Genomic DNA, 17,946 nt, shown 5'->3' with positions numbered 1-17,946 from the left:
CTAGTCCAAACTTCATGCTATACACGAGAGACCCCGCATAGGGCCTCGATTTTCCAGGGGGATTTTCAAACAATGCGACCTGACCTCACCCACCTTCGCACATCAGCGGGAATGCTCGCCCTGCTCGCCATGTTATTTCTGGCCGGATGCGCTGGGACTGGCGGAGAGCGTCAACTCACCCACAAGCACATCGATTACGGCAACGCGAGCACCTTCCCCGTGCCGGATGAGATTCAGGACAACGTGGATTTTTGGCGTCATGTCTATGGCATCTGGAGCCGCTCCGACGTCGCCATTCACGACAGCGACCATCTAGGCGTCGTGTACGAGGTCGTCAGGCTTCCCGGTCCGGTCCAGGCCGGTTATAGCGCCACCCAAAAGGCCTGGCTGGAAACCCGAACCCACTATTACACGGACCGCGTAAGATCCCTCGAACAACGTTTGCGCTCCGGTCAGAAACCGACCTCGGCGGATAAGGATCTGGTCGCCAAATTCGAGCAATCCGGCGGACTCAGCAATATCTATGGAGCCTCCGATCGCATTCGCTCTCAACGCGGTCTGCGCGAGCGCTTCAAGCGCGGTCTGGAGATCAGCGGGCGCTACGACTCCATCTTCCGCGAAATCATGCGCAGTCACGGCGTCCCTGAGGATCTGGCCTATCTGCCCCACGTGGAGTCCTCCTTTCAGACCAACGCGAGATCCTCCGTCGGCGCGGGTGGAGTCTGGCAGTTCATGCCCTCCACCGGCCGTCTGTACATGACCGTGAACAACTCGGTGGACGAACGCTACGATCCCATCCTGGCCGCAGACGGTGCCGCCCGTTACCTCGCACAGGCCTACGACAAGCTCGGTAGCTGGCCGCTCGCCATCACCTCCTACAACCACGGCCAAGGCGGTATGGCCAAGGCAAAATCCCAGTTCGGAAACGATATCGGCCGGATCGTGAGCAGCTACAAGGGGCGGTATTTCGGTTTCGCCTCGCGCAACTTCTACTCCGAGTTCGTTGCCGCCCGTGAGGTTGCATCGCATCCAAAGCGATATTTTTCCGAAGGGATACACTATGAATCCCCCTGGCCACATGATCGCCTCATCCTGGCATCGAGCATGCCGGCGGATCATATCGCCCGACATTACGGAACGTCTCCGCGCGTTCTCGCCGACCTCAACCTGCACTGGCGCAACGCGCTGCGCAACGGGGCTCGAAACATTCCGGTCGGAACCACCGTCTGGCTGCCGCATGGCTCGAAGAAGCGCGTCTCCACACCGCCCCCTCCGGTCCCGACCATGATCGCACGCGCCGAGCCTAAACGGACTCAATCCACCGTCTCGCGCAAGGCGCTCGCCAAGGTCGCACGGAAATCCGATGCCAAAACCGCCCGGACCTCCACCAAGCGCCACTCGAAGACCGCAAAGGTTCGTTACCACACCGTAAAACCTAAGGAAACCCTCTACCGGGTTGCACTCCAAAATGGCATTTCGGTCGCTAAACTGCGCAAGCTCAACAAGATGCGACCGAACGACAACCATATTCAGGTCGGTCAGCGCCTGCTCGTCGGCATCTGACCCAGCGGCCCTGGGAACGCCAACCGCATTGACTGGGCGCTGTCTCTTCGGATGGAGAGACGGAATGAAAAAGGGGCGCTTGGCGCCCCTTTTTTCGTCGACTCTGAGCCAAGGATGTTCAGGCGTCCAAATTGTCCAATACCTTCTGAAACCGATTGGCATGAGAGCGCTCCGCCTTGGCGAGCGTCTCGAACCAGTCGGCGATCTCATCGAAACCCTCCTCGCGCGCCGTCTTGGCCATGCCCGGATACATATCGCTGTACTCATGAGTCTCTCCGGCGATGGACGCCCTCAGGTTCGCCTCGGTTGCGCCGATCGGCAGGCCGGTCGTCGGATCGCCGATCGCCTCCAGATATTCCAGATGGCCGTGAGCGTGACCCGTTTCGCCCTCGGCAGTCGAGCGGAAAACCGCAGCGACGTCGCTATATCCCTCAATGTCCGCCTTGGCCGCGAAATAGAGATAGCGCCGATTCGCCTGAGATTCGTGCGCAAAGGCCTGTTTCAAACTCTGCTCGGTCTTGCTGCCCTTGAGTTCCATTGTGCTCTCCTCATGATCGACGACGATTGGGTTGTAACGGGTTGGCTGGACGGATGACTCTCGACCGAGCAGCGCGCGCAAACATCGAGTTTTCCACGGACCCTCCTCATAGAGCGAGGAAAAACACAGAGCATGTGAACTGGTTCGCAAACGACAAGCGCGTTCCGCACGCGGTTGCAGCGCACGTGAACAGGTTCCCGACTGACGAGGACTGCGGCTGGTAAAACTGCATGCGATCGCGGATTTCCCTTGAAATCGCGGATTCGGACAAAAAACACTGGATATCATATGTCGGCAAACACGTCCTCAACCCGTCACCTTGGCCATCCACTTTGGCTGCATCAGGACTCTGGGAAACGCAACCATACGACAGATCCATTGAAACTCATTCAGCTCACCGATCCGCATCTATTCGCCGCCCCGCAAGGCCGTCTGCTCGGCATCACGACCCGCAGGAGCTTCGAATCTGTCTTGGAGATGGCGCTTGAACGCTCATCGGGCGCACAGGCGCTGGTGCTCACCGGAGATCTGGTTCATGACGAATCGACCGCCGGCTACCGTTATCTGCACGACATGCTGAACAGCACCGGCCTGCCCTATTTCTGCACACCGGGCAACCACGACCAGCAGCGACTGATGGACGAGCATCTCGGAGCGGCGGCGGTCGGCCCATTCGCGCTGCGCCGCCTGGAGGGCTGGAATTTGGTCTTCCTCAATTCCAGCCGCTGCGACAGCGACGGAGGTCACCTGAAACCGGAGCAGATCGCACAACTGGAGGATCTTCTGGCCGACGACCGGGCGCCGACCTTGCTGTTCATGCACCACCACCCGATCCCGGTCCAGAGCGATTGGATGGATGGCATCGGTATCGACAACGGCGATTCACTCATCGCGACCTGCGACCGCAATCCGCAGGTCAAGGGCATCATCTTCGGTCATATCCACCAGGAGTTCTCCAGCTATCGCCAGGGATATCAGATCCTAGGAACGCCCTCGACCTGCATCCAGTTCTTACCGCGAAACCAGTGCTTCGCGCTCGACTCAACACCACCGGGCTACCGCACGCTCTCCCTCCATGCGGATGGGCGGCTTGAGACAGAGGTCCAGAGGCTCGACAGTTACGAGGAACTACCGATCTATCAGGCACAAGGCTATTAGGCGATTTCTGTCACAATCTCATACCACCTGACGGGTCTCGCGGCCCGCCTTCCGTGTCGCACCGACAGTCACATCGCTTGACTATGCGCCTGTCGGCACGCCTTGAAGGCGAACCGCGATCCGGCGCCATCTGGTAGGCGCTTTTCCGGCAAACGTCTTAGTCGATCAGAAAACTGGCGTGCGGCTGATAATCCAGCGTCTCGCACGCCACCCCGGTGACCTCGGCATGGGCCGAGCCGATTCGCAGCCAATCTCGCAAATGGGACACGGCGACCGCGTCACCGCATACCATGACCTCGACCCGTCCATCGGGCAGGTTGCGCGCATACCCGGTCACGCCGAGACGCATCGCCTGCTCTCGCGTGGCGCCGCGAAAAAAAACGCCCTGCACCCGCCCGCCGACGAGGCAGCGATAGCAAACCTTCTGCTCACTCGATTGGTCATCCATCGTTCAGTCCTCGCGATCCAGTATCCCAGGCCGCGCCGCCCGACGCCCTACAGCAACGAGCCGCGCCATATTCCACGTCCATCTACTGATGCTCGCGCTTGTACTTCTGGAAGCTCATCTCCTTGTAGTGTCCATCGACGACATACTGACCCAACAGCATGAACTCGGCGGGATCTCGCGTCGCTCCGATGTATTTGGTGATGAGCTTGCCGTCGAGGTCGAAGAAGGCAAAAACCGGAGTCGCTCGAACGCGATAGGATTTGAGCGCCAGATCCTTCTCAGACATCGAAGAACCGTTGAAGTCGGTCACCTCGACATCGCCCTCGACGTCCAGGGGAAAGATGAGGAAATGCTCCTTGAAATACTCCTGAACCTCGGACTGGTTCAACACGGTGTTTTTCATCCGATGGCAGAAGGGGCATTCATCCATCTCGAACATGATCAGAATGCCCTGCTTGCCCTCCGCCTTCGCCGTGCTCAACTCCTCCGGGAGATCGCCGAAGGTGGTGTCGAAGAAATATTGACCTGGATCGCGGGTTGCCGCCGAGGCTCCAGCGACCAGGACCAGCGCCACGGCGATCGCCGCAACCCAGCGCGAAATCTCGAAATCGAGTCGATTGACCATTGATTCATCCTCCATCGTTTTTATCGTCGTTTGTCCGAACGAACGCCACAGTCGCGGCGTTCGCATGATTCTCGCTGCTTCCGTCAAGTCGATCAACGCATTCGCGCCCGACCCTCGAGCACCAGATTCGGGGGATACGAATCACTCGCACACTGATAGACTGTCGGTTGGATTTCGCAACCTCGAATCCAGCTAGAGCGCGAGTCCAGAACCGATGACCGATAGAACAGAGCCGGACAACACAGTGAGCTACATCCTCGTCCTCTATTACAGTCGCTATGGTGCAACCGCCGAGATGGCCAGACAGGTCGCACGCGGGGTCGAATCCGGCGGTCTCGCGGCCCGTTTGCGCACGCTTCCACCGGTCTCGACCGTCTGCGAGGCAACGGCAGAGAGCATTCCGGACACTGGCGCCCCCTACGCCAACCTCGACGACCTACGAGACTGTACCGGTCTCGCGCTCGGCAGTCCCACTCGCTTCGGCAATATGGCGGCGCCGGTCAAATATTTCCTGGACGGAACCAGCGGACTCTGGCTGAGCGGGGCACTCGCGGGCAAACCGGCCGGAGTCTTCACCTCCACGTCGAGCCTGCATGGCGGTCAGGAAACGACCTTGCTCAGCATGATGCTCCCGCTGCTTCATCACGGCATGTTGATTACCGGGCTCCCCTACAGTGAAACCGATCTACTGCGCACCCGCACTGGAGGAACCCCCTACGGCCCTTCCCACCTCGCCGGAACCGAGAGCAACCTACCTGTCTCGGACGAAGAAAAACGGCTCTGCCACGGGCTCGGCAAACGCCTCGCCGAAACGGCGACCAAGCTCGCACGGAGCCACGACTGAATGTCCAACGCAACACAGCTCGCTCAAGCGGTCGCCATCGGCGTGAACACCTCCAACCAACAACTGCACCTGCCGATCGAACTCAGGCGCGAGCCGACGCTCGCCGAGTACCTTCCAGGCCCGAACGCCGAGGCGGTGGATAATATCGCCGCCATGGCGGCCGGAACGGGGGAACCCTTCCTGTTCCTCTTCGGCAATCAGGGAACCGGCAAGACCCATCTGCTGCAGGCCGCCTGCCTGGATGCCGCGCAGCGCGGACTCAAGGCCAATTTCGTTCCGTTGGGAACGGAGGGATTGGGTCCTGGGATCTTGGAAAACCTGGAACACTCGGATCTGGTCGCCATCGACGATATCGAGGCCATCTCCGGGAAGGCGGACTGGGAACGCTCGCTACTCGACTTCTTCAACCAGATCCGCGCCCAGGGACATCGGCTTCTGGTGGCCGCGCGCACGGCCCCGGACAACCTTTCCCTCGAACTGGCGGACCTGAGTTCACGGCTCCAATGGGGACCGAGATACTGTCTCGCCCCGCTGAACGACCGTCAGTGCGAGGAATTGCTGATCCGATCCGCCGAGCATTGCGGGATGCGTCTGAGTCCCGACGTGGTGCGCTTCATCATGAACAACAGTGCGCGAGACCCTGCGTCGCTCGTGACGCTGATCGCGCGCCTCGACAGCTTCAGTCTACGCGAGCAGCGCCAGCCGACGATCCCGCTCGTGCGCCGCGCCATGGAAGACGACTCGAAAGAAGAGGGGTGAGCGCTTCAGGGCAGTCTCGGACCCGCGATCCCTGATTTTGACAGGACGAACAAGGCTAGGATGCAGTTGGACGCGCCTGCTCTAGTCGTCCTTCCAACCCTGAGCGATCGCCTTACGCCCCCAAATCCAGACGTATTGCGCCCCGCTGATGACGACGGTGACCAAACAGCCCCAGATAAGGCCCGCGAGGAGCCAATCCGGCAACGGACGGATCCCGGCATTGGTGATGACGGCAACCAGCAACAGGATCTGCAGGAGCGTGTTGAGCTTGCTGACGGGGATGGGCGCGGCCTCGACCTCGGCCACCCGATAGTTATAGAGCACGGCACCGCCGACGATCATCAGATCACGGAAGATGACGGCCAAAACCAGCCACAGCGGAATGAGACCGAGCGCACCCAGGACCAGAAAACAGCAGACGAGCAGTGTCTTGTCCGCAAGCGGATCCAGCATGCCGCCCAAACGGCTCTGCCAGCCGTAATGCTTGGCGAGAAAACCGTCGAGCCCATCGGATATGCCGGCCACGATGAACAGAAGCAACGCCCAACCGAACGCGTTCACCAACAGAAGATAGACCACCGGGATCACGGCGATCAGTCTCAAGACGCTGATTATATTTGGAATATCCCTGAGCTGCACGACAGTATCTCTGGCGCTTAACCGCTTTCTAATCGCCAGATGCTAGCCTGACGCATGCCGGCTGTCCAAGGCTCGTTATACAATCGATCTATTGAACCGAATCGGTCCCCGATCGACTTGATAGATCGCACCCTATATCCACCCAATATCGGAGCCCTCGCGTGCCGCAGGATTCGCAACAGCCAACAACCGCCTCTCTCAACTACCGTGATGCCGGCGTCGATATCGATGCCGGTGCCGAACTCGTCGAGCGCATCAAACCGTTGGCCGCAGCGACCATGCGGCCCGGGGTGCTCACCGGACTGGGCGGTTTCGGCGCGCTCTTCGAGATCCCGCTGGATCGTTATCGTCAGCCGGTCCTCGTCTCCGGAACCGACGGGGTTGGCACGAAACTGCGTCTCGCGATCGAGCTGAACCGTCATGACACCATCGGGATCGATCTGGTCGCGATGTGCGTGAACGACATCCTGGTCAGCGGCGCCGAACCCCTGTTCTTCCTCGATTACTACGCGACGGCGCACCTCGATGTCGATGTCGCCAGTTCCGTCGTCTCCGGGATCGCCAAGGGCTGCGAACTGGCCGGCTGCGCCCTCACCGGCGGCGAAACCGCAGAAATGCCCGGAATGTACAGCAAAGGCGACTACGATCTGGCCGGCTTCTGCGTCGGGATCGCCGAAAAATCCGAGCTCATCCAGCCCGACCGCGTCCGGGTCGGCGATGTCCTGATCGGACTGGCCTCCTCCGGGCCACACTCGAACGGGTATTCGCTGATCCGCAAGGTCATCGAGGTGAGTGGCACGGATCTGAGCATCGACCTGGACGGCGCGTCGCTCGCCGATCGGCTGCTCGCGCCCACGCGCATCTACGTGCGCTCGCTGCTGCCTCTGACCCGCGCGATCCGAGTGCGCGCGCTTGCCCACATCACGGGTGGAGGCCTCACCGAGAATCTGCCCCGCGTGCTGGCTGGAGGAACCCGCGCCCGCATCGATCTCGATTCCTGGCGCCGCCCGGCCGTCTTCGATTGGCTGCAAGACGCGGGCGGTATCACCGACGCCGAGATGCTCCGCACCTTTAACTGCGGCGTGGGCATGGTGGTCTGTGTCGCCGCCGAGGACGCGGAGCCGACGCTCGAACGACTCCGCGCGGCAGGCGAAGATGCCTGGACGATCGGACAGATCGAGGAGACCGAGGGTGCGCCCGAGGTCGTCTATCAGGGCGGTTCGTCCGATGCCTGATCAGCAGGGACCGCTCGCGGTCGTCGTGCTCATCTCGGGCAGCGGAAGCAACCTACAGGCGATGATCGACGCCCAACACCGAGGGGCGCCCTTTCGGATCGCCGCCGTCATCAGCAATCGGGCCGATGCCTTCGGACTGGAGCGGGCGCGTCGGCACGCCATCCCGGCCGAGGTGCTGAGTCATTCCGGCTACCCCGACCGCGAGAGCTACGATGCCGATCTGCGCCAACTGATCGACGGCTACGCGCCCGGTCTGGTCATCCTGGCTGGATTCATGCGCATCCTCACACCGGAATTCGTCGCCCACTATCAGGGCCGGATGCTCAACATCCACCCTTCGCTGCTTCCCAAATTCCGTGGCCTGCACACACACCAGCGGGCACTGGATGCGGGAGAATCCGAGCATGGCGCCAGCGTGCATTTCGTGACGGCAGAACTCGATGGCGGACCGCTCGTCACCCAAGCCAAGGTGTCGGTACTGCCTGGCGACACTGCCGAAACGCTGGCCGCGCGGGTCCTGGCACACGAGCACATCATCTATCCCATGGCCGCAGACTGGTTCGCCCAGGGGCGGCTGCAGCTGGGTGCGGACGGGGTGCCCTATCTCGATGGAACGCGGCTCGAATCGCCGTACCTGATCGACGAACGCGTTTCCGAGAACGCCCCCCTCGACTGACATCGCCCCAGGATCCTTACGGATCCTGGGGAATCTCCTGGCTCGGATCCAATTCTTCGACCGAACCATGCGGTTCGTACAGCCGGTCTTCGTGAGGAAGACAGGTGCCGGGAATCACTGGAGAACAGGCCTCGCTATCCCGAACCAGCCGCACGTAAGCTCTGTCGCTCCGGGTCCCGTAGCCGATGCTGGAATCAGCAAAATCGAGCGTCCAGGCGCTACCGGGATAGTAGGCCGCCGGCGTCGAGGTCCAGAAGCGGGCCGCCGGTGTATTGGGAAAAATGACGCCGTCGATACGCAGCCCATAGCAGCGATTCTGCATCAGGGTCTTGAGTTCGCGCCGATTTGGAAGACGCCAGTCGGCATAGCCCGCAAAACGGGAATCCCTCGCCCGCCCCATCGCCGCCTTCCATTTGAGCCGTTCCGGCTGCCCGGCGGCACATCCGACCCCAGTCGCACCTTCGCTGCACTGTTTCCACATCAGATTGGTCGCGCGATCGATGATCGTGCCGTTCTGAACCTGAATGAAGTGGGCCGCCGGAATCGGTACGCCATTCTCGACACAATCCTGCGCCAGCGCCGGGGAGAGGACAGGCAAGAGCCCGACCAGCAGTAGAGGACTCGATAGCTTCATGGATGCGGCTCTCCCCAAGGTGCTGAAACTCGATCCGAGGATGGCAACGCGGCGAGACAATCCGCAGGAGCGCGCAACGACATCAGGATACCCGCACACGCGCTACGCGCCTTTGCAACTCGACGAGCTTCTCGATGAATGGGTCCTTGAACGCGCTCATTTCCTCCCAGAGCCTGGCGGCGACAACCTGGCGTCCGCTCCTATGCATCGCGATGACCTTGGAACCGAGATGATGCATGCGGGCGTGAATCGCCTCCAGATCGACATACTCGCGCAGATTACCGTACCGTTCCCGACTGCCGCCGGCATACCATTGGCTCAGACGACAGACATGCAGATCCGAAAGTTCGAATAGCGGATCGTCCCGCACCCTCCCAGTCACGCACGCCTGCAAATGCTCGACCCATTTCTCGTAATCATGGGTGGCCAGCAACAACGGCATGTCGTTCCAGTCCCAGCAATCGTCGGCCCACAGCGGCCACTTCCAGTCTGGCTGAAAATCGGAGATCCAGTGAGAGATCGACCCGGCCGGCATCGGACGACCGATGCCGTACCCCTGGGCGCAGTCGCAGCCGTAACGCATCAGCAGCAGACCATGCTCCGGCGTCTCCACGCCCTCTGCGATCACCTGTTTGCGGAAGACCCTGGCGAGTCCGATCACGCCCTCGATGATAGCCAGGTCTTCCTGATCGTCCAGCATGTCATGCACGAACGATTTGTCGATCTTGATGGTTTCCGCAGGCAGCTGCTTGAGATAGGAAAGCGACGAGTAGCCGGTCCCGAAATCGTCCAGGGCGAAAGAAACCCCGATTCCCTGACAGGCCGCCATCACCTCGCGCATCAACACCACATCATCCAGGGCCGCACTCTCCAGGATCTCAAGCTCCAACAGATGCGGAGACACATCGGGATGCTCGGAGAGTATCGCCTCCAGTCGAAACACGAAATCGATATGCTGGAAATGGCGCGCCGCAATGTTGACACTGACCGACAGACGATACCCCTCCTGCAACCATTGCCCCATCTGGGCCAACACTTCATGCAGTACCCATTCGCCGACATCGATGATCAGCGGAGTCTGCTCGATCTGCGGAAGAAAGGACAAGGGACTGAGCAGGCCCTTTTCCGGATGCTGCCAGCGAATCAGCGCCTCCAGCCCGACGACCTGACCGCTACGCATATTCACCTTGGGCTGGTAATAGACGCGAAACTCGCCATGCTGCAATGCCCGGCGGATACGCTCCAACTCGCGGTGACGCGTCTGTAAATCCTTGGCGGCATCCAGGTCGTAGAGGTGATAGCGGTTGCGCCCCAGCTGCTTGGCCTGATACATGGAATGATCGGCATGTCGCAGCAGGGTGTCGGGATCGCTGTCGTCCAGCGGATAGAGGGTCACGCCAATACTGGCCGACACCGCGATGTCGATGTCGCCGATACGAAACGGTGCAGCCACCACCTCGAAGATCTTGGCCAGGATTCCTTCGAGCTGCTCGGCGCTGACCAACTCGGTGACCAGAAGCACGAACTCGTCCCCGCCCAGTCTCGCCACCGTGTCGCTATTGCGCAGCGAAGCGAGCAGACGATTGGCTATTTCGACCAGGAAACGGTTGCCGACCTCGTGCCCATGGCGATCGTTGATAACCTTGAAGTCGTCGAGATCAAGGAAACAGATGGCCACCAACCGTTCGCGGCTCTTAGCCCGCGACATCGCCTGATGCAGGCGCTGGGCCAAGAGGACACGGTTGGGCAAGTCGGTCAAGGCATCGTAATAGGCGAGGCTGACGAGACGTTGCTGGGTACTCTTGAGGTCGGTGATATCGGTGAACATCCCGATGTAATGCGTGACCGCCCCGTCGTTTCCGCTCACCGCATTGATGTGCAGGATTTCGGGATAGACCTCGCCCGATTTTTTCCGATTCCAAATCTCGCCCTGCCACTGGCCCGTTTTTTCGAGCCCGCGCCACATCTCTTTGTAGAAGGCCGATTCCTGGAGACCCGACTTGAGCAACGCCGGTGTCTGGCCAAGCACGTCATCGCGCGAATAGCCGGTCACCTGAGTGAATGCCGCATTGACATCCAGAATCCGACCATTGGGATCCGTGATCAGGATGCCTTCCTGGGAGTGATCGAAAACGCTTGCGATCAGCTGCAGCTTGGACTCGGCCCGCTTACGCTCCGTCATGTCGCGCAGGGTCTCGACGACGCCGATCAGGTGACCGTCCGCGTCGCAGATCGGACTGGCGTCCAGTGCCAGATAGCGCTCGGCCCCCAACAGCGGCATGCGACACCAGTTCTCCGCATGCAGGTCGGACGCCGATTCGAATCGGACGTCATGCATCGAATAGAAGCAGGGCAACTCCCCCCCGCGATCCTGAACGACCAGATCGGCCAAGCAGGGACGCGGCTCTTCATAGAAGGCCCGCCAATGCTCACGGGTCCCGATGACCTCGATCGCCGCCATTCCCGTGAGACGCTCGCAGGCCCGGTTCCAGACGATGACCCGGCAGCCTGCGTCGAGGACGAAGGTGGGAATCACCAGCTGCCGAACTAGCTCGATCGCAAAATCCTGTCCGTAGATTCGATTATTCGATTGCCGTTCTAATCGCTTACCTTGGGACATCGGCCATCTGCAGAGAAAAGGTCATCGACGAACAACCGGAAGCGTCACCGGGAGCGACCCGAGATTCCGATCGCGATCCAGGAGGGCAACATCGACGCCAAAACGCCGAATGCCCCCGCGCAACCAGCCTGGACCATCAGGATCCCGACGAAGACTCATTTCTTTCCACGATCCCCATCCGCGCTTGCGGAGCCGGAGGCCGCCATGGTGGTGACATTGCCGAGCATCTTCTGGAACATGTCCCAGGAGGCCATGGTGCCGGCAAGATAGGGCTGGAAAAGCTTGAGGGGATCGTAGCCCTCGGCGCCCGCAGCCATGCGGTCGCGAATATCGTCCATGAGCTGACGTTGAAACGCCTCGACATCAGGCAAACCAAAGAGCTTGCGCACCTCTTCCGGGGTAATATCGAAATCGACGGTGACCTTCATGGGTTTCTCCGGTGGGAGCAGCGTCCTGCCGCGATGGTTCGCCAGACGGACGGACCGGGGCGAAGCTACAAAGACGTGTGAACGAGGCCGCCATGGGCATCAATGCCGGCTTGCACGCGGTATGGGGTCCATCGGCACCGGCTCCTCGACGGCAACCGTTGGACGAACACGCCGGCCGATCAAGACGCAGGCACGCTCGAAGGCACGAGTCGCCTCGCGCGCATTCCATTCCCATTCGGAGGGGTGAGCCGTCGACTGGAACTGCCAGTGGCCGGTCGTGAGGATGGCACCGATGCGAATCTCCAACGTCCAGTCGTGCCACAGGGTCTCCGGCTGGTTTTCCTCGACGAATTCCTGCTCGACAAGACGAACGTAGGTCCCGTTGGCATCATCCATGGAAACCAGATTCGACAGCATCAAGGTATCATCGACACAACTACTCCACCCCGTATGGACCGCGCTCGCCGTGCCCATCAGTGCATGAATCAGCAAGGCCGGCGTAATCGTCAGCGATAGCGGGGTATCCCAGTCCGGTTCGGAGGTGTCATGTTCTGGAGTCATCTTGGTCGATTTGGATCCTAGGCTCGCGCCGGGTCTCGAATGGCAATGATCAAGCTCCCAGTCTACGGCCCTGGACCCGAAGGCGGCAATCCCAGTCTCCTCCGAGCAAACGGCGAACCAAACCCAAGAAGGCAACCAGTATGTCCGTCATCCTCGATCTCACCATCTTCCCAATGGACCAAGGAGTCAGCGTTAGTCGCTTCGTCGCACCCGTCATCGGCATGATCCGCGACAGCGGACACACCTACCAACTCTCGCCCATGGGCACCCAAATCGAAACCGACACCCTGCCAGAGGCGCTCGACATCATCAACCGCGCCCAATGCCTTCTCGACGAATTCGGCTGCAAGCGAATCTACGTGGTCTCCAAGTTCGATATCCGCGAAGGGCCTCTTGGACGACTGACGGGTAAAATAGACTCCATCCGAGCGCACATCGGAGATGTCGACTCAGCCGCTCCGCTCGTATCCTGAGTGGTTTTCCTCGCGGCCGGCTTTGAGTATCGTGTCCGCGCAACATCCTCAACCGAGACGAGCCGACACCAATGAAGGTCGCCATCTTTTCCGACGTCCAAGGCAATCTGCCGGCCATGCAAACGGTCGTCGAGGCCATCGAAGCCTGGCATCCGGACCTGGTCGTCATGGACGGCGACCTCATCAACCGAGGCCCCAGCAGCCTCGCCTGCCTGGAACTCTTCGACCGGCTGCGCCGCGAATCCGGATGGCTCCCGGTGAATGGCAACCACGAAACCTGGATCATGCGCTGCGCCCGCGAGGCACCGAAAGACGCGCTCGAAGAGGAGTTGCGCCGCTTCGCCGACTGGACCCTGGCCCAGGTCCAACCGCGAATGGATGCGCTGATCGACTGGCCGGACCATCTGTGTTTCCCCGGTGAGGGAGAGACGCACTGGGTCCACGTCACCCATGGCACCATGACCAGCAACCGCCAGGGCATCACGGCGAGCATCCCCGACGCGGAATTGGTGGATGCCTTGCCCGAGGACATCGCGCTCTTCGTAACGGCGCACACCCATCGCCCACTGCAACGCGCACTCGACGGCGTTCCCATCCTCAACGTCGGATCCGCCGGCTCGCCCTTCGACGGCGATCCGCGTGGCAGCTACGCGCAACTGGAATGGCACCATGGGCGCTGGCACTGGGACATCATCCGATTCGACTACGATCGCGCGCATGCGGACCGCGACTTCCACGACTCCGGATTCATCGATCAGGGCGGACCGCTGGTGCGCATTCTCTACGAGGAGTGGCGCCGGGCACGTCTCCTAATGCCGCTCTGGCGACGCGATTTCGAACCGGCCGTACTGCGCGGCGAGCGTCCACTGCAGCCCGCCGTGGACGCCTTCCTCGCAACGCTCGACTGAATCTCTATGTATCACGATCGTGCTGAATTCAGCACCGCGACAATCTCAACGACACCATCAATGAACGATTCCGACACTCTTTCGCGTTTTCTCTTCGAGCATGCGGGTATCCGCGGCAACATCGTCCATCTGGACGCCAGCTGGCAGGCGGTCCTCTCCGCCCACGAATACCCCGAAACCGTGCGCAACCCGCTTGGCGAAGCGCTCGCAGCCGTCTCACTCCTGAGCGCGACCATCAAGTTCGACGGTTCGCTCATCCTCCAGGCCCAGGGCTCCGGCCCGATCCGCACACTGGTCGCTCAGGCGACGCATGAGCACACCATCCGAGGACTGGCCCGCTGGAGCGGCGAGGTGCCGACGGAACAGGGCCTCGACGCCTGCTTCGGCGAGGGACGCCTGGTGCTGACTGTGGAGCATGAAGACGGTGAGCCTTACCAGGGCGTCGTCCCGCTGGAAGGACAACAACTCTCCGAGGCGATCGAAAGCTATTTCGGACAATCCGAACAGCTGCCCACACGACTGTGGCTCGCCGCCTCTGCCGACCGCGCGGCCGGACTCTTGTTGCAGCGCATGCCTGGATCGGAAACGATCGACGAGGACTGGGAGCGCATCTGCATGCTTGCCGCCACCATCACACCGGAAGAGCTCGTCGAGCTGCCGAGCGACCAGCTGTTACACCGCCTCTTCCACGAAGAATCGGTCCGACTGTTCGATCCAGAGCCCATGGCATTCCGCTGTAGCTGCTCACGCACCCGGATCGAGAACACCGTGAAACTGCTCGGCGAAAACGAGGTGGATTCCATTCTGGCCGAACAGGGCTCCATCCAGGTCACCTGCGAGTTCTGCAACCGCGAATACCGCTTCGATCCGGTCGATACGCGCCAGCTGTTCGCCGAGCACACGCGTCACGAGACACCCACCTCGCAACACTGAAGCCCTGCCCACTCAGGGCGCCCTCGACGAGAATCGCACCCCATGACGAGCCTTCTGCAACCGATGCTCGGCCTCGCGCTATTGACCCTGTTCGCCTGGTTGCTCAGCGAGGACCGACGCCAGGTCAGCCCGCGACTGATCCTCTCAGGACTGGCGCTACAGTTCGGTTTCGCCCTGCTCTTTTTCAAACTGCCCCACGCCAAGGAACTCTTCCTGGCGCTCAACCAGATCGTCCTCGCCGTGCAGCAGGCCACGCAGGCGGGCACCCAACTGGTCTTCGGCTATCTGGGCGGCGGATCGGCACCCTTCACGACCGAATTCCCGCAGAACAGCTTCGTTCTCGCCTTTCAGGCATTGCCCCTGATCCTGGTGATCAGCGCACTGTCTGCGCTCTTCTTCTACTGGGGAATCATGCCGAAACTGGTCCGCGGATTCGCCTGGATCCTGCGCCGCATCATGGGCACGGGCGGCCCGCTGGGGCTCGGGGCCGCAGCGAACGTCTTCGTCGGCATGACCGAGGCGCCATTGCTCATCCGCCCCTACCTGAGCGCCATGTCACGCTCGGCCTTGTTCGGACTCATGACCTGCGGCATGGCGACCATTGCCGGCACCATGATGATGCTCTACGCCGGCATCATCGGTCCGGTCATCCCGGACGCCATGGGACACATCCTCGTCGCTTCGCTCATCAGCGCACCGGCCGCGCTCATGATCGCCGGTGTCATGGTCCCGGAACAGCGCACGGACATCGAGGACATCCCGCAGGACATCCCCAATCAGGACCACAGCAGCATGGACGCCATCACCCGAGGCACGCTCGACGCCATCCCGCTCTGGCTCAACATCATCGCCATGCTCATCGTCATGGTCGCGCTGGTCAGCCTGGTCAACCAGTTGCTCGGATGGCTGCCCGAGGTTTCGGGAGAACCGCTCTCGGCCCAGCGTATCCTCGGCTGGATCATGGCACCCATCGTTTGGCTCATCGGTATCCCCTGGTCCGAAGCACCGACCGCCGGCTCGCTCATGGGGATCAAGACCGTCCTCAACGAACTGGTCGCCTATCTGGATCTGGCCAAGCTGCCCGCAGAGGCATTGAGCGAGCGCAGCCGACTCATCATGACCTACGCCCTATGCGGTTTCGCCAACCTGGGCAGCTTGGGAATCATGATCGGCGGACTGGGCGCCATGGCCCCCGAACGACGCGGAGAGATCGTGTCCATGGGCATGAAATCCATCGTCGCAGGAACCCTGGCCACCCTGATGACGGGCGCTGTCGTGGGGATGCTGCTGTAGCTACCAGCTACCAGCTACCAGCTACCAGCTACCAGCTACCAGCTACCAGCTACCAGCTACCAGCTACCAGCTACCAGCTACCAGCTACCAGCATAAGGATAGCGGCTGGCGGCTGGCGGCTGAACATCATGACTCGGCCGGCTTGCCAGGCTGTGGCGGCGGAGGGGTATCACGCGGTGTCTGCGACTGGGACGGCTCCTGCGATGCCTTACGGCGCGCGCGGCTCTCCTCGATGAGCCTGCGCTCTGACTCGACCTGAGCCTCGTGCTGGCGAACCTGCTCAGGGGTCGGACGATGGATCTTGAGTTCCATGACCTGTGCGTCCGGGGCGCATGGGGTCTGCGAATAGATCGGCCTTCCCGTTGCGGGATCGTCGCATTTATACATAGCGGCCCACCCCGAACCGCTGACCATGAACAGACCCACTGCTAGTGCCGACATCCGCTTCATATGATCGTCCTCTTTGAGATCGTCCAACGTCAGGAAGGTCCGCCTCTTTTTCCACCCGTTCACGCTCGGCGTCGACCTGCGCCAGATCAGCGGCCAATCCGGCGGTGCCGGACGCGTTATCAACAGGGTGGCTTCACGGCGGCACAGGCTTCACCGGTTCCGAGCCAGAAGGACAGGCTCTTGTCGAGAAACTCATCCCAGGGCATGTAGTGCGAGCCGTCGCAGGAGAAATTGAGACCGACCATGCCGTTGAAGATGTTGAGCGATCCGGAGCGCAGATAGATGGTCTCATCCATGAAGCGCAGATCGCGGAAGGCGCGGAAGACCTCGGCAAGGCGCTCGACCGGGATGGCCGCATCCTGCGGGTAGTCGCGCCGAGGATAGGCGAGGCAGGTTCCCGGATCGGCCAGATCCTCGTAGTCGAGGATGCGGTAACGGAAGGGATCGTCGATCATCCAAAGCGTCGCCCGCGAGCTGGAGAAATGCAGCTTGCCGTGGAAGACGCCGTGCGCGGCGATCAGTTCGATCAGCAGATCCAAGACCTCTTCGATGCGGCTGTCCATGAGGCTCTCGATCCGCTCCTGCTGGAAGAGACCACCCCGAATCGCCGGATCCCCCTTGAGCTGGACCCATTGCCCCGGCTGTTGATAGAGCTCGCGGGTCAATGGCAGCTCACGCAGATCGAAATCGGCGCCGAGGAAGCCGAGCAGTTCGCCCGCGTCCGTCTCGATGCGCTGGACCGCCGTCAGCGAGGGACGGCGGGCATTGCGGCTGAGATAGGCCGGCGACAAGGAAAAACGCGCGCCGGCCAGCGCCTCGGCCAGATAGGGCCGCTCGCTACGGTCCCGGCCGAAATGCTCGGGCAACAGCCCCTGGGGCGAGAGGTTGGCGGTCAACTGGCGAGCCTCGGCGTCGAGCACGTAGAGATACTTGCAGGACGGCAGAACCGGCAACGCCTCCTTCAACAGCGCCTCCAATGCCGCGCGTTCGGGCCAGCATGCACGACAATCGACGACCAGGCGGTCCAGCAATCCGGCAAGACGCCCCTGAAGCTCGATGCGCTGACGCGCGACCGTGGTCTGCAATGCCTGACTCATAGTGGTATGCCATGCCTCATTTAAGTAAAGCAGCCAGCCTCCAGCGGGCAGCTTACAGCTTTCG

General features: G+C 61.3%; 20 protein-coding genes. 10 read left to right on the top strand and 10 right to left on the bottom strand.

Annotation, left to right across the window (positions count from 1 at the left end; all coding sequences use genetic code 11):
* The first annotated feature begins 72 nt into the window (after positions 1-72).
* Positions 73-1,563 (top strand): lytic transglycosylase domain-containing protein, encoded by a 1,491-nt coding sequence (locus THIDRDRAFT_RS07165; RefSeq protein ID WP_040844172.1) that lies wholly within the window; start codon positions 73-75, stop codon positions 1,561-1,563.
* A gap of 118 nt (positions 1,564-1,681) precedes the next feature.
* Here the strand turns inward: THIDRDRAFT_RS07165 and THIDRDRAFT_RS07160 are convergent, their stop codons facing one another.
* Positions 1,682-2,101 carry a rubrerythrin family protein gene (locus THIDRDRAFT_RS07160; protein ID WP_007040156.1) on the bottom strand — a complete coding sequence of 140 codons (420 nt, stop codon included), beginning with the start codon at positions 2,099-2,101 and terminating at the stop codon, positions 1,682-1,684.
* Positions 2,102-2,389: 288 nt separating this feature from the next.
* Between THIDRDRAFT_RS07160 and cpdA the strand changes: the two genes are divergently transcribed.
* Positions 2,390-3,259, top strand: a complete 870-nt coding sequence (gene cpdA, locus THIDRDRAFT_RS07155) for a 3',5'-cyclic-AMP phosphodiesterase (RefSeq protein ID WP_007040155.1) — start codon at positions 2,390-2,392, stop codon at positions 3,257-3,259.
* 157 nt (positions 3,260-3,416) lie between these two features.
* On the opposite strand, the gene THIDRDRAFT_RS07150 is transcribed toward cpdA, so the two are convergent.
* Entirely contained in the window at positions 3,417-3,707 is a 291-nt protein-coding gene (locus tag THIDRDRAFT_RS07150; protein WP_007040154.1) for an acylphosphatase, read from the bottom strand.
* 82 nt (positions 3,708-3,789) lie between these two features.
* Positions 3,790-4,332 carry a thioredoxin family protein gene (locus THIDRDRAFT_RS07145; protein WP_007040153.1) on the bottom strand — a complete coding sequence of 181 codons (543 nt, stop codon included), beginning with the start codon at positions 4,330-4,332 and terminating at the stop codon, positions 3,790-3,792.
* Between the two features lie 244 nt (positions 4,333-4,576).
* Between THIDRDRAFT_RS07145 and wrbA the strand changes: the two genes are divergently transcribed.
* A complete protein-coding gene (gene wrbA, locus THIDRDRAFT_RS07140) occupies positions 4,577-5,176 on the top strand; it encodes an NAD(P)H:quinone oxidoreductase (protein ID WP_040844224.1) in 600 nt (199 codons plus the stop codon).
* Positions 5,177-5,935, top strand: a complete 759-nt coding sequence (gene hda, locus THIDRDRAFT_RS07135; RefSeq protein WP_007040151.1) for a DnaA regulatory inactivator Hda — start codon at positions 5,177-5,179, stop codon at positions 5,933-5,935.
* An 81-nt stretch (positions 5,936-6,016) separates the two neighbouring features.
* Here hda and THIDRDRAFT_RS07130 read toward each other — a convergent pair whose 3' ends face one another.
* Positions 6,017-6,574: a CDP-alcohol phosphatidyltransferase family protein gene (locus tag THIDRDRAFT_RS07130; protein ID WP_007040150.1), complete on the bottom strand. Its 558-nt coding sequence runs from the start codon at positions 6,572-6,574 to the stop codon at positions 6,017-6,019.
* 161 nt (positions 6,575-6,735) lie between these two features.
* Between THIDRDRAFT_RS07130 and purM the strand changes: the two genes are divergently transcribed.
* Entirely contained in the window at positions 6,736-7,809 is a 1,074-nt protein-coding gene (gene purM, locus THIDRDRAFT_RS07125) for a phosphoribosylformylglycinamidine cyclo-ligase (protein ID WP_007040149.1), read from the top strand.
* A complete protein-coding gene (gene purN / locus THIDRDRAFT_RS07120) occupies positions 7,802-8,485 on the top strand; it encodes a phosphoribosylglycinamide formyltransferase (protein ID WP_007040148.1) in 684 nt (227 codons plus the stop codon). The genes purM and purN overlap by 8 nt, the downstream gene beginning before the upstream one ends.
* Positions 8,486-8,501: 16 nt before the next feature.
* Here the strand turns inward: purN and THIDRDRAFT_RS23665 are convergent, their stop codons facing one another.
* The 4 genes from THIDRDRAFT_RS23665 to THIDRDRAFT_RS07100 form a co-directional block, all read right to left on the bottom strand.
* Entirely contained in the window at positions 8,502-9,119 is a 618-nt protein-coding gene (locus THIDRDRAFT_RS23665) for an Lcl C-terminal domain-containing protein (RefSeq protein ID WP_007040147.1), read from the bottom strand.
* A gap of 82 nt (positions 9,120-9,201) precedes the next feature.
* On the bottom strand, positions 9,202-11,655 hold the full coding sequence (locus tag THIDRDRAFT_RS07110; protein WP_245535793.1) for an EAL domain-containing protein: 2,454 nt from the start codon (positions 11,653-11,655) through the stop codon (positions 9,202-9,204).
* 239 nt (positions 11,656-11,894) lie between these two features.
* Complete coding sequence (locus THIDRDRAFT_RS07105; protein WP_007040145.1) at positions 11,895-12,167, bottom strand: DUF6489 family protein; 273 nt, start codon at positions 12,165-12,167, stop codon at positions 11,895-11,897.
* Positions 12,168-12,266: 99 nt separating this feature from the next.
* On the bottom strand, positions 12,267-12,728 hold the full coding sequence (locus THIDRDRAFT_RS07100) for a hypothetical protein (protein ID WP_007040144.1): 462 nt from the start codon (positions 12,726-12,728) through the stop codon (positions 12,267-12,269).
* Positions 12,729-12,868: 140 nt separating this feature from the next.
* Between THIDRDRAFT_RS07100 and THIDRDRAFT_RS07095 the strand changes: the two genes are divergently transcribed.
* The 4 genes from THIDRDRAFT_RS07095 (at position 12,869) to THIDRDRAFT_RS07080 (ending at position 16,335) form a co-directional block, all read left to right on the top strand.
* Positions 12,869-13,201: an MTH1187 family thiamine-binding protein gene (locus THIDRDRAFT_RS07095; protein ID WP_007040143.1), complete on the top strand. Its 333-nt coding sequence runs from the start codon at positions 12,869-12,871 to the stop codon at positions 13,199-13,201.
* Between the two features lie 71 nt (positions 13,202-13,272).
* Positions 13,273-14,109 (top strand): metallophosphoesterase family protein, encoded by an 837-nt coding sequence (locus THIDRDRAFT_RS07090; RefSeq protein WP_007040142.1) that lies wholly within the window; start codon positions 13,273-13,275, stop codon positions 14,107-14,109.
* Between the two features lie 60 nt (positions 14,110-14,169).
* Positions 14,170-15,042 carry an Hsp33 family molecular chaperone HslO gene (gene hslO / locus THIDRDRAFT_RS07085; protein ID WP_007040141.1) on the top strand — a complete coding sequence of 291 codons (873 nt, stop codon included), beginning with the start codon at positions 14,170-14,172 and terminating at the stop codon, positions 15,040-15,042.
* Between the two features lie 42 nt (positions 15,043-15,084).
* Entirely contained in the window at positions 15,085-16,335 is a 1,251-nt protein-coding gene (locus tag THIDRDRAFT_RS07080; RefSeq protein WP_007040140.1) for a NupC/NupG family nucleoside CNT transporter, read from the top strand.
* Between the two features lie 126 nt (positions 16,336-16,461).
* On the opposite strand, the gene THIDRDRAFT_RS25510 is transcribed toward THIDRDRAFT_RS07080, so the two are convergent.
* Both THIDRDRAFT_RS25510 and THIDRDRAFT_RS07070 read right to left on the bottom strand, forming a co-directional pair.
* A complete protein-coding gene (locus THIDRDRAFT_RS25510; protein ID WP_159105397.1) occupies positions 16,462-16,776 on the bottom strand; it encodes a DUF4124 domain-containing protein in 315 nt (104 codons plus the stop codon).
* A gap of 128 nt (positions 16,777-16,904) precedes the next feature.
* Positions 16,905-17,882: a PDC sensor domain-containing protein gene (locus tag THIDRDRAFT_RS07070; protein ID WP_007040138.1), complete on the bottom strand. Its 978-nt coding sequence runs from the start codon at positions 17,880-17,882 to the stop codon at positions 16,905-16,907.
* Between the last annotated feature and the right edge of the window lie 64 nt (positions 17,883-17,946).

It is taken from the genome of Thiorhodococcus drewsii AZ1, from assembly GCF_000224065.1.
Classification (GTDB): Bacteria; Pseudomonadota; Gammaproteobacteria; order Chromatiales; family Chromatiaceae; genus Imhoffiella; species Imhoffiella drewsii.
Note: the sequence above shows the minus strand (reverse complement) of the source record. Positions and strands in the feature narration are given on the sequence as shown.

What these genes read in the sequence shown, in the direction of transcription:
- cpdA (WP_007040155.1), top strand. Translation starts at nt 2,390, where the DNA reads ATGTCGGCAAACACGTCCTCAACCCGTCACCTTGGCCATCCACTTTGG.
- THIDRDRAFT_RS07105 (WP_007040145.1), bottom strand. Translation starts at nt 12,167, where the DNA reads ATGAAGGTCACCGTCGATTTCGATATTACCCCGGAAGAGGTGCGCAAG.
- THIDRDRAFT_RS07090 (WP_007040142.1), top strand. Translation starts at nt 13,273, where the DNA reads ATGAAGGTCGCCATCTTTTCCGACGTCCAAGGCAATCTGCCGGCCATG.
- hslO (WP_007040141.1), top strand. Translation starts at nt 14,170, where the DNA reads ATGAACGATTCCGACACTCTTTCGCGTTTTCTCTTCGAGCATGCGGGT.
- THIDRDRAFT_RS07100 (WP_007040144.1), bottom strand. Translation starts at nt 12,728, where the DNA reads ATGACTCCAGAACATGACACCTCCGAACCGGACTGGGATACCCCGCTA.
- THIDRDRAFT_RS07160 (WP_007040156.1), bottom strand. Translation starts at nt 2,101, where the DNA reads ATGGAACTCAAGGGCAGCAAGACCGAGCAGAGTTTGAAACAGGCCTTT.
- THIDRDRAFT_RS07145 (WP_007040153.1), bottom strand. Translation starts at nt 4,332, where the DNA reads ATGGTCAATCGACTCGATTTCGAGATTTCGCGCTGGGTTGCGGCGATC.
- hda (WP_007040151.1), top strand. Translation starts at nt 5,177, where the DNA reads ATGTCCAACGCAACACAGCTCGCTCAAGCGGTCGCCATCGGCGTGAAC.
- THIDRDRAFT_RS07070 (WP_007040138.1), bottom strand. Translation starts at nt 17,882, where the DNA reads ATGAGTCAGGCATTGCAGACCACGGTCGCGCGTCAGCGCATCGAGCTT.
- THIDRDRAFT_RS07080 (WP_007040140.1), top strand. Translation starts at nt 15,085, where the DNA reads ATGACGAGCCTTCTGCAACCGATGCTCGGCCTCGCGCTATTGACCCTG.
- THIDRDRAFT_RS07165 (WP_040844172.1), top strand. Translation starts at nt 73, where the DNA reads ATGCGACCTGACCTCACCCACCTTCGCACATCAGCGGGAATGCTCGCC.
- THIDRDRAFT_RS07095 (WP_007040143.1), top strand. Translation starts at nt 12,869, where the DNA reads ATGTCCGTCATCCTCGATCTCACCATCTTCCCAATGGACCAAGGAGTC.
- THIDRDRAFT_RS07150 (WP_007040154.1), bottom strand. Translation starts at nt 3,707, where the DNA reads ATGGATGACCAATCGAGTGAGCAGAAGGTTTGCTATCGCTGCCTCGTC.
- purN (WP_007040148.1), top strand. Translation starts at nt 7,802, where the DNA reads ATGCCTGATCAGCAGGGACCGCTCGCGGTCGTCGTGCTCATCTCGGGC.
- THIDRDRAFT_RS25510 (WP_159105397.1), bottom strand. Translation starts at nt 16,776, where the DNA reads ATGTCGGCACTAGCAGTGGGTCTGTTCATGGTCAGCGGTTCGGGGTGG.
- THIDRDRAFT_RS23665 (WP_007040147.1), bottom strand. Translation starts at nt 9,119, where the DNA reads ATGAAGCTATCGAGTCCTCTACTGCTGGTCGGGCTCTTGCCTGTCCTC.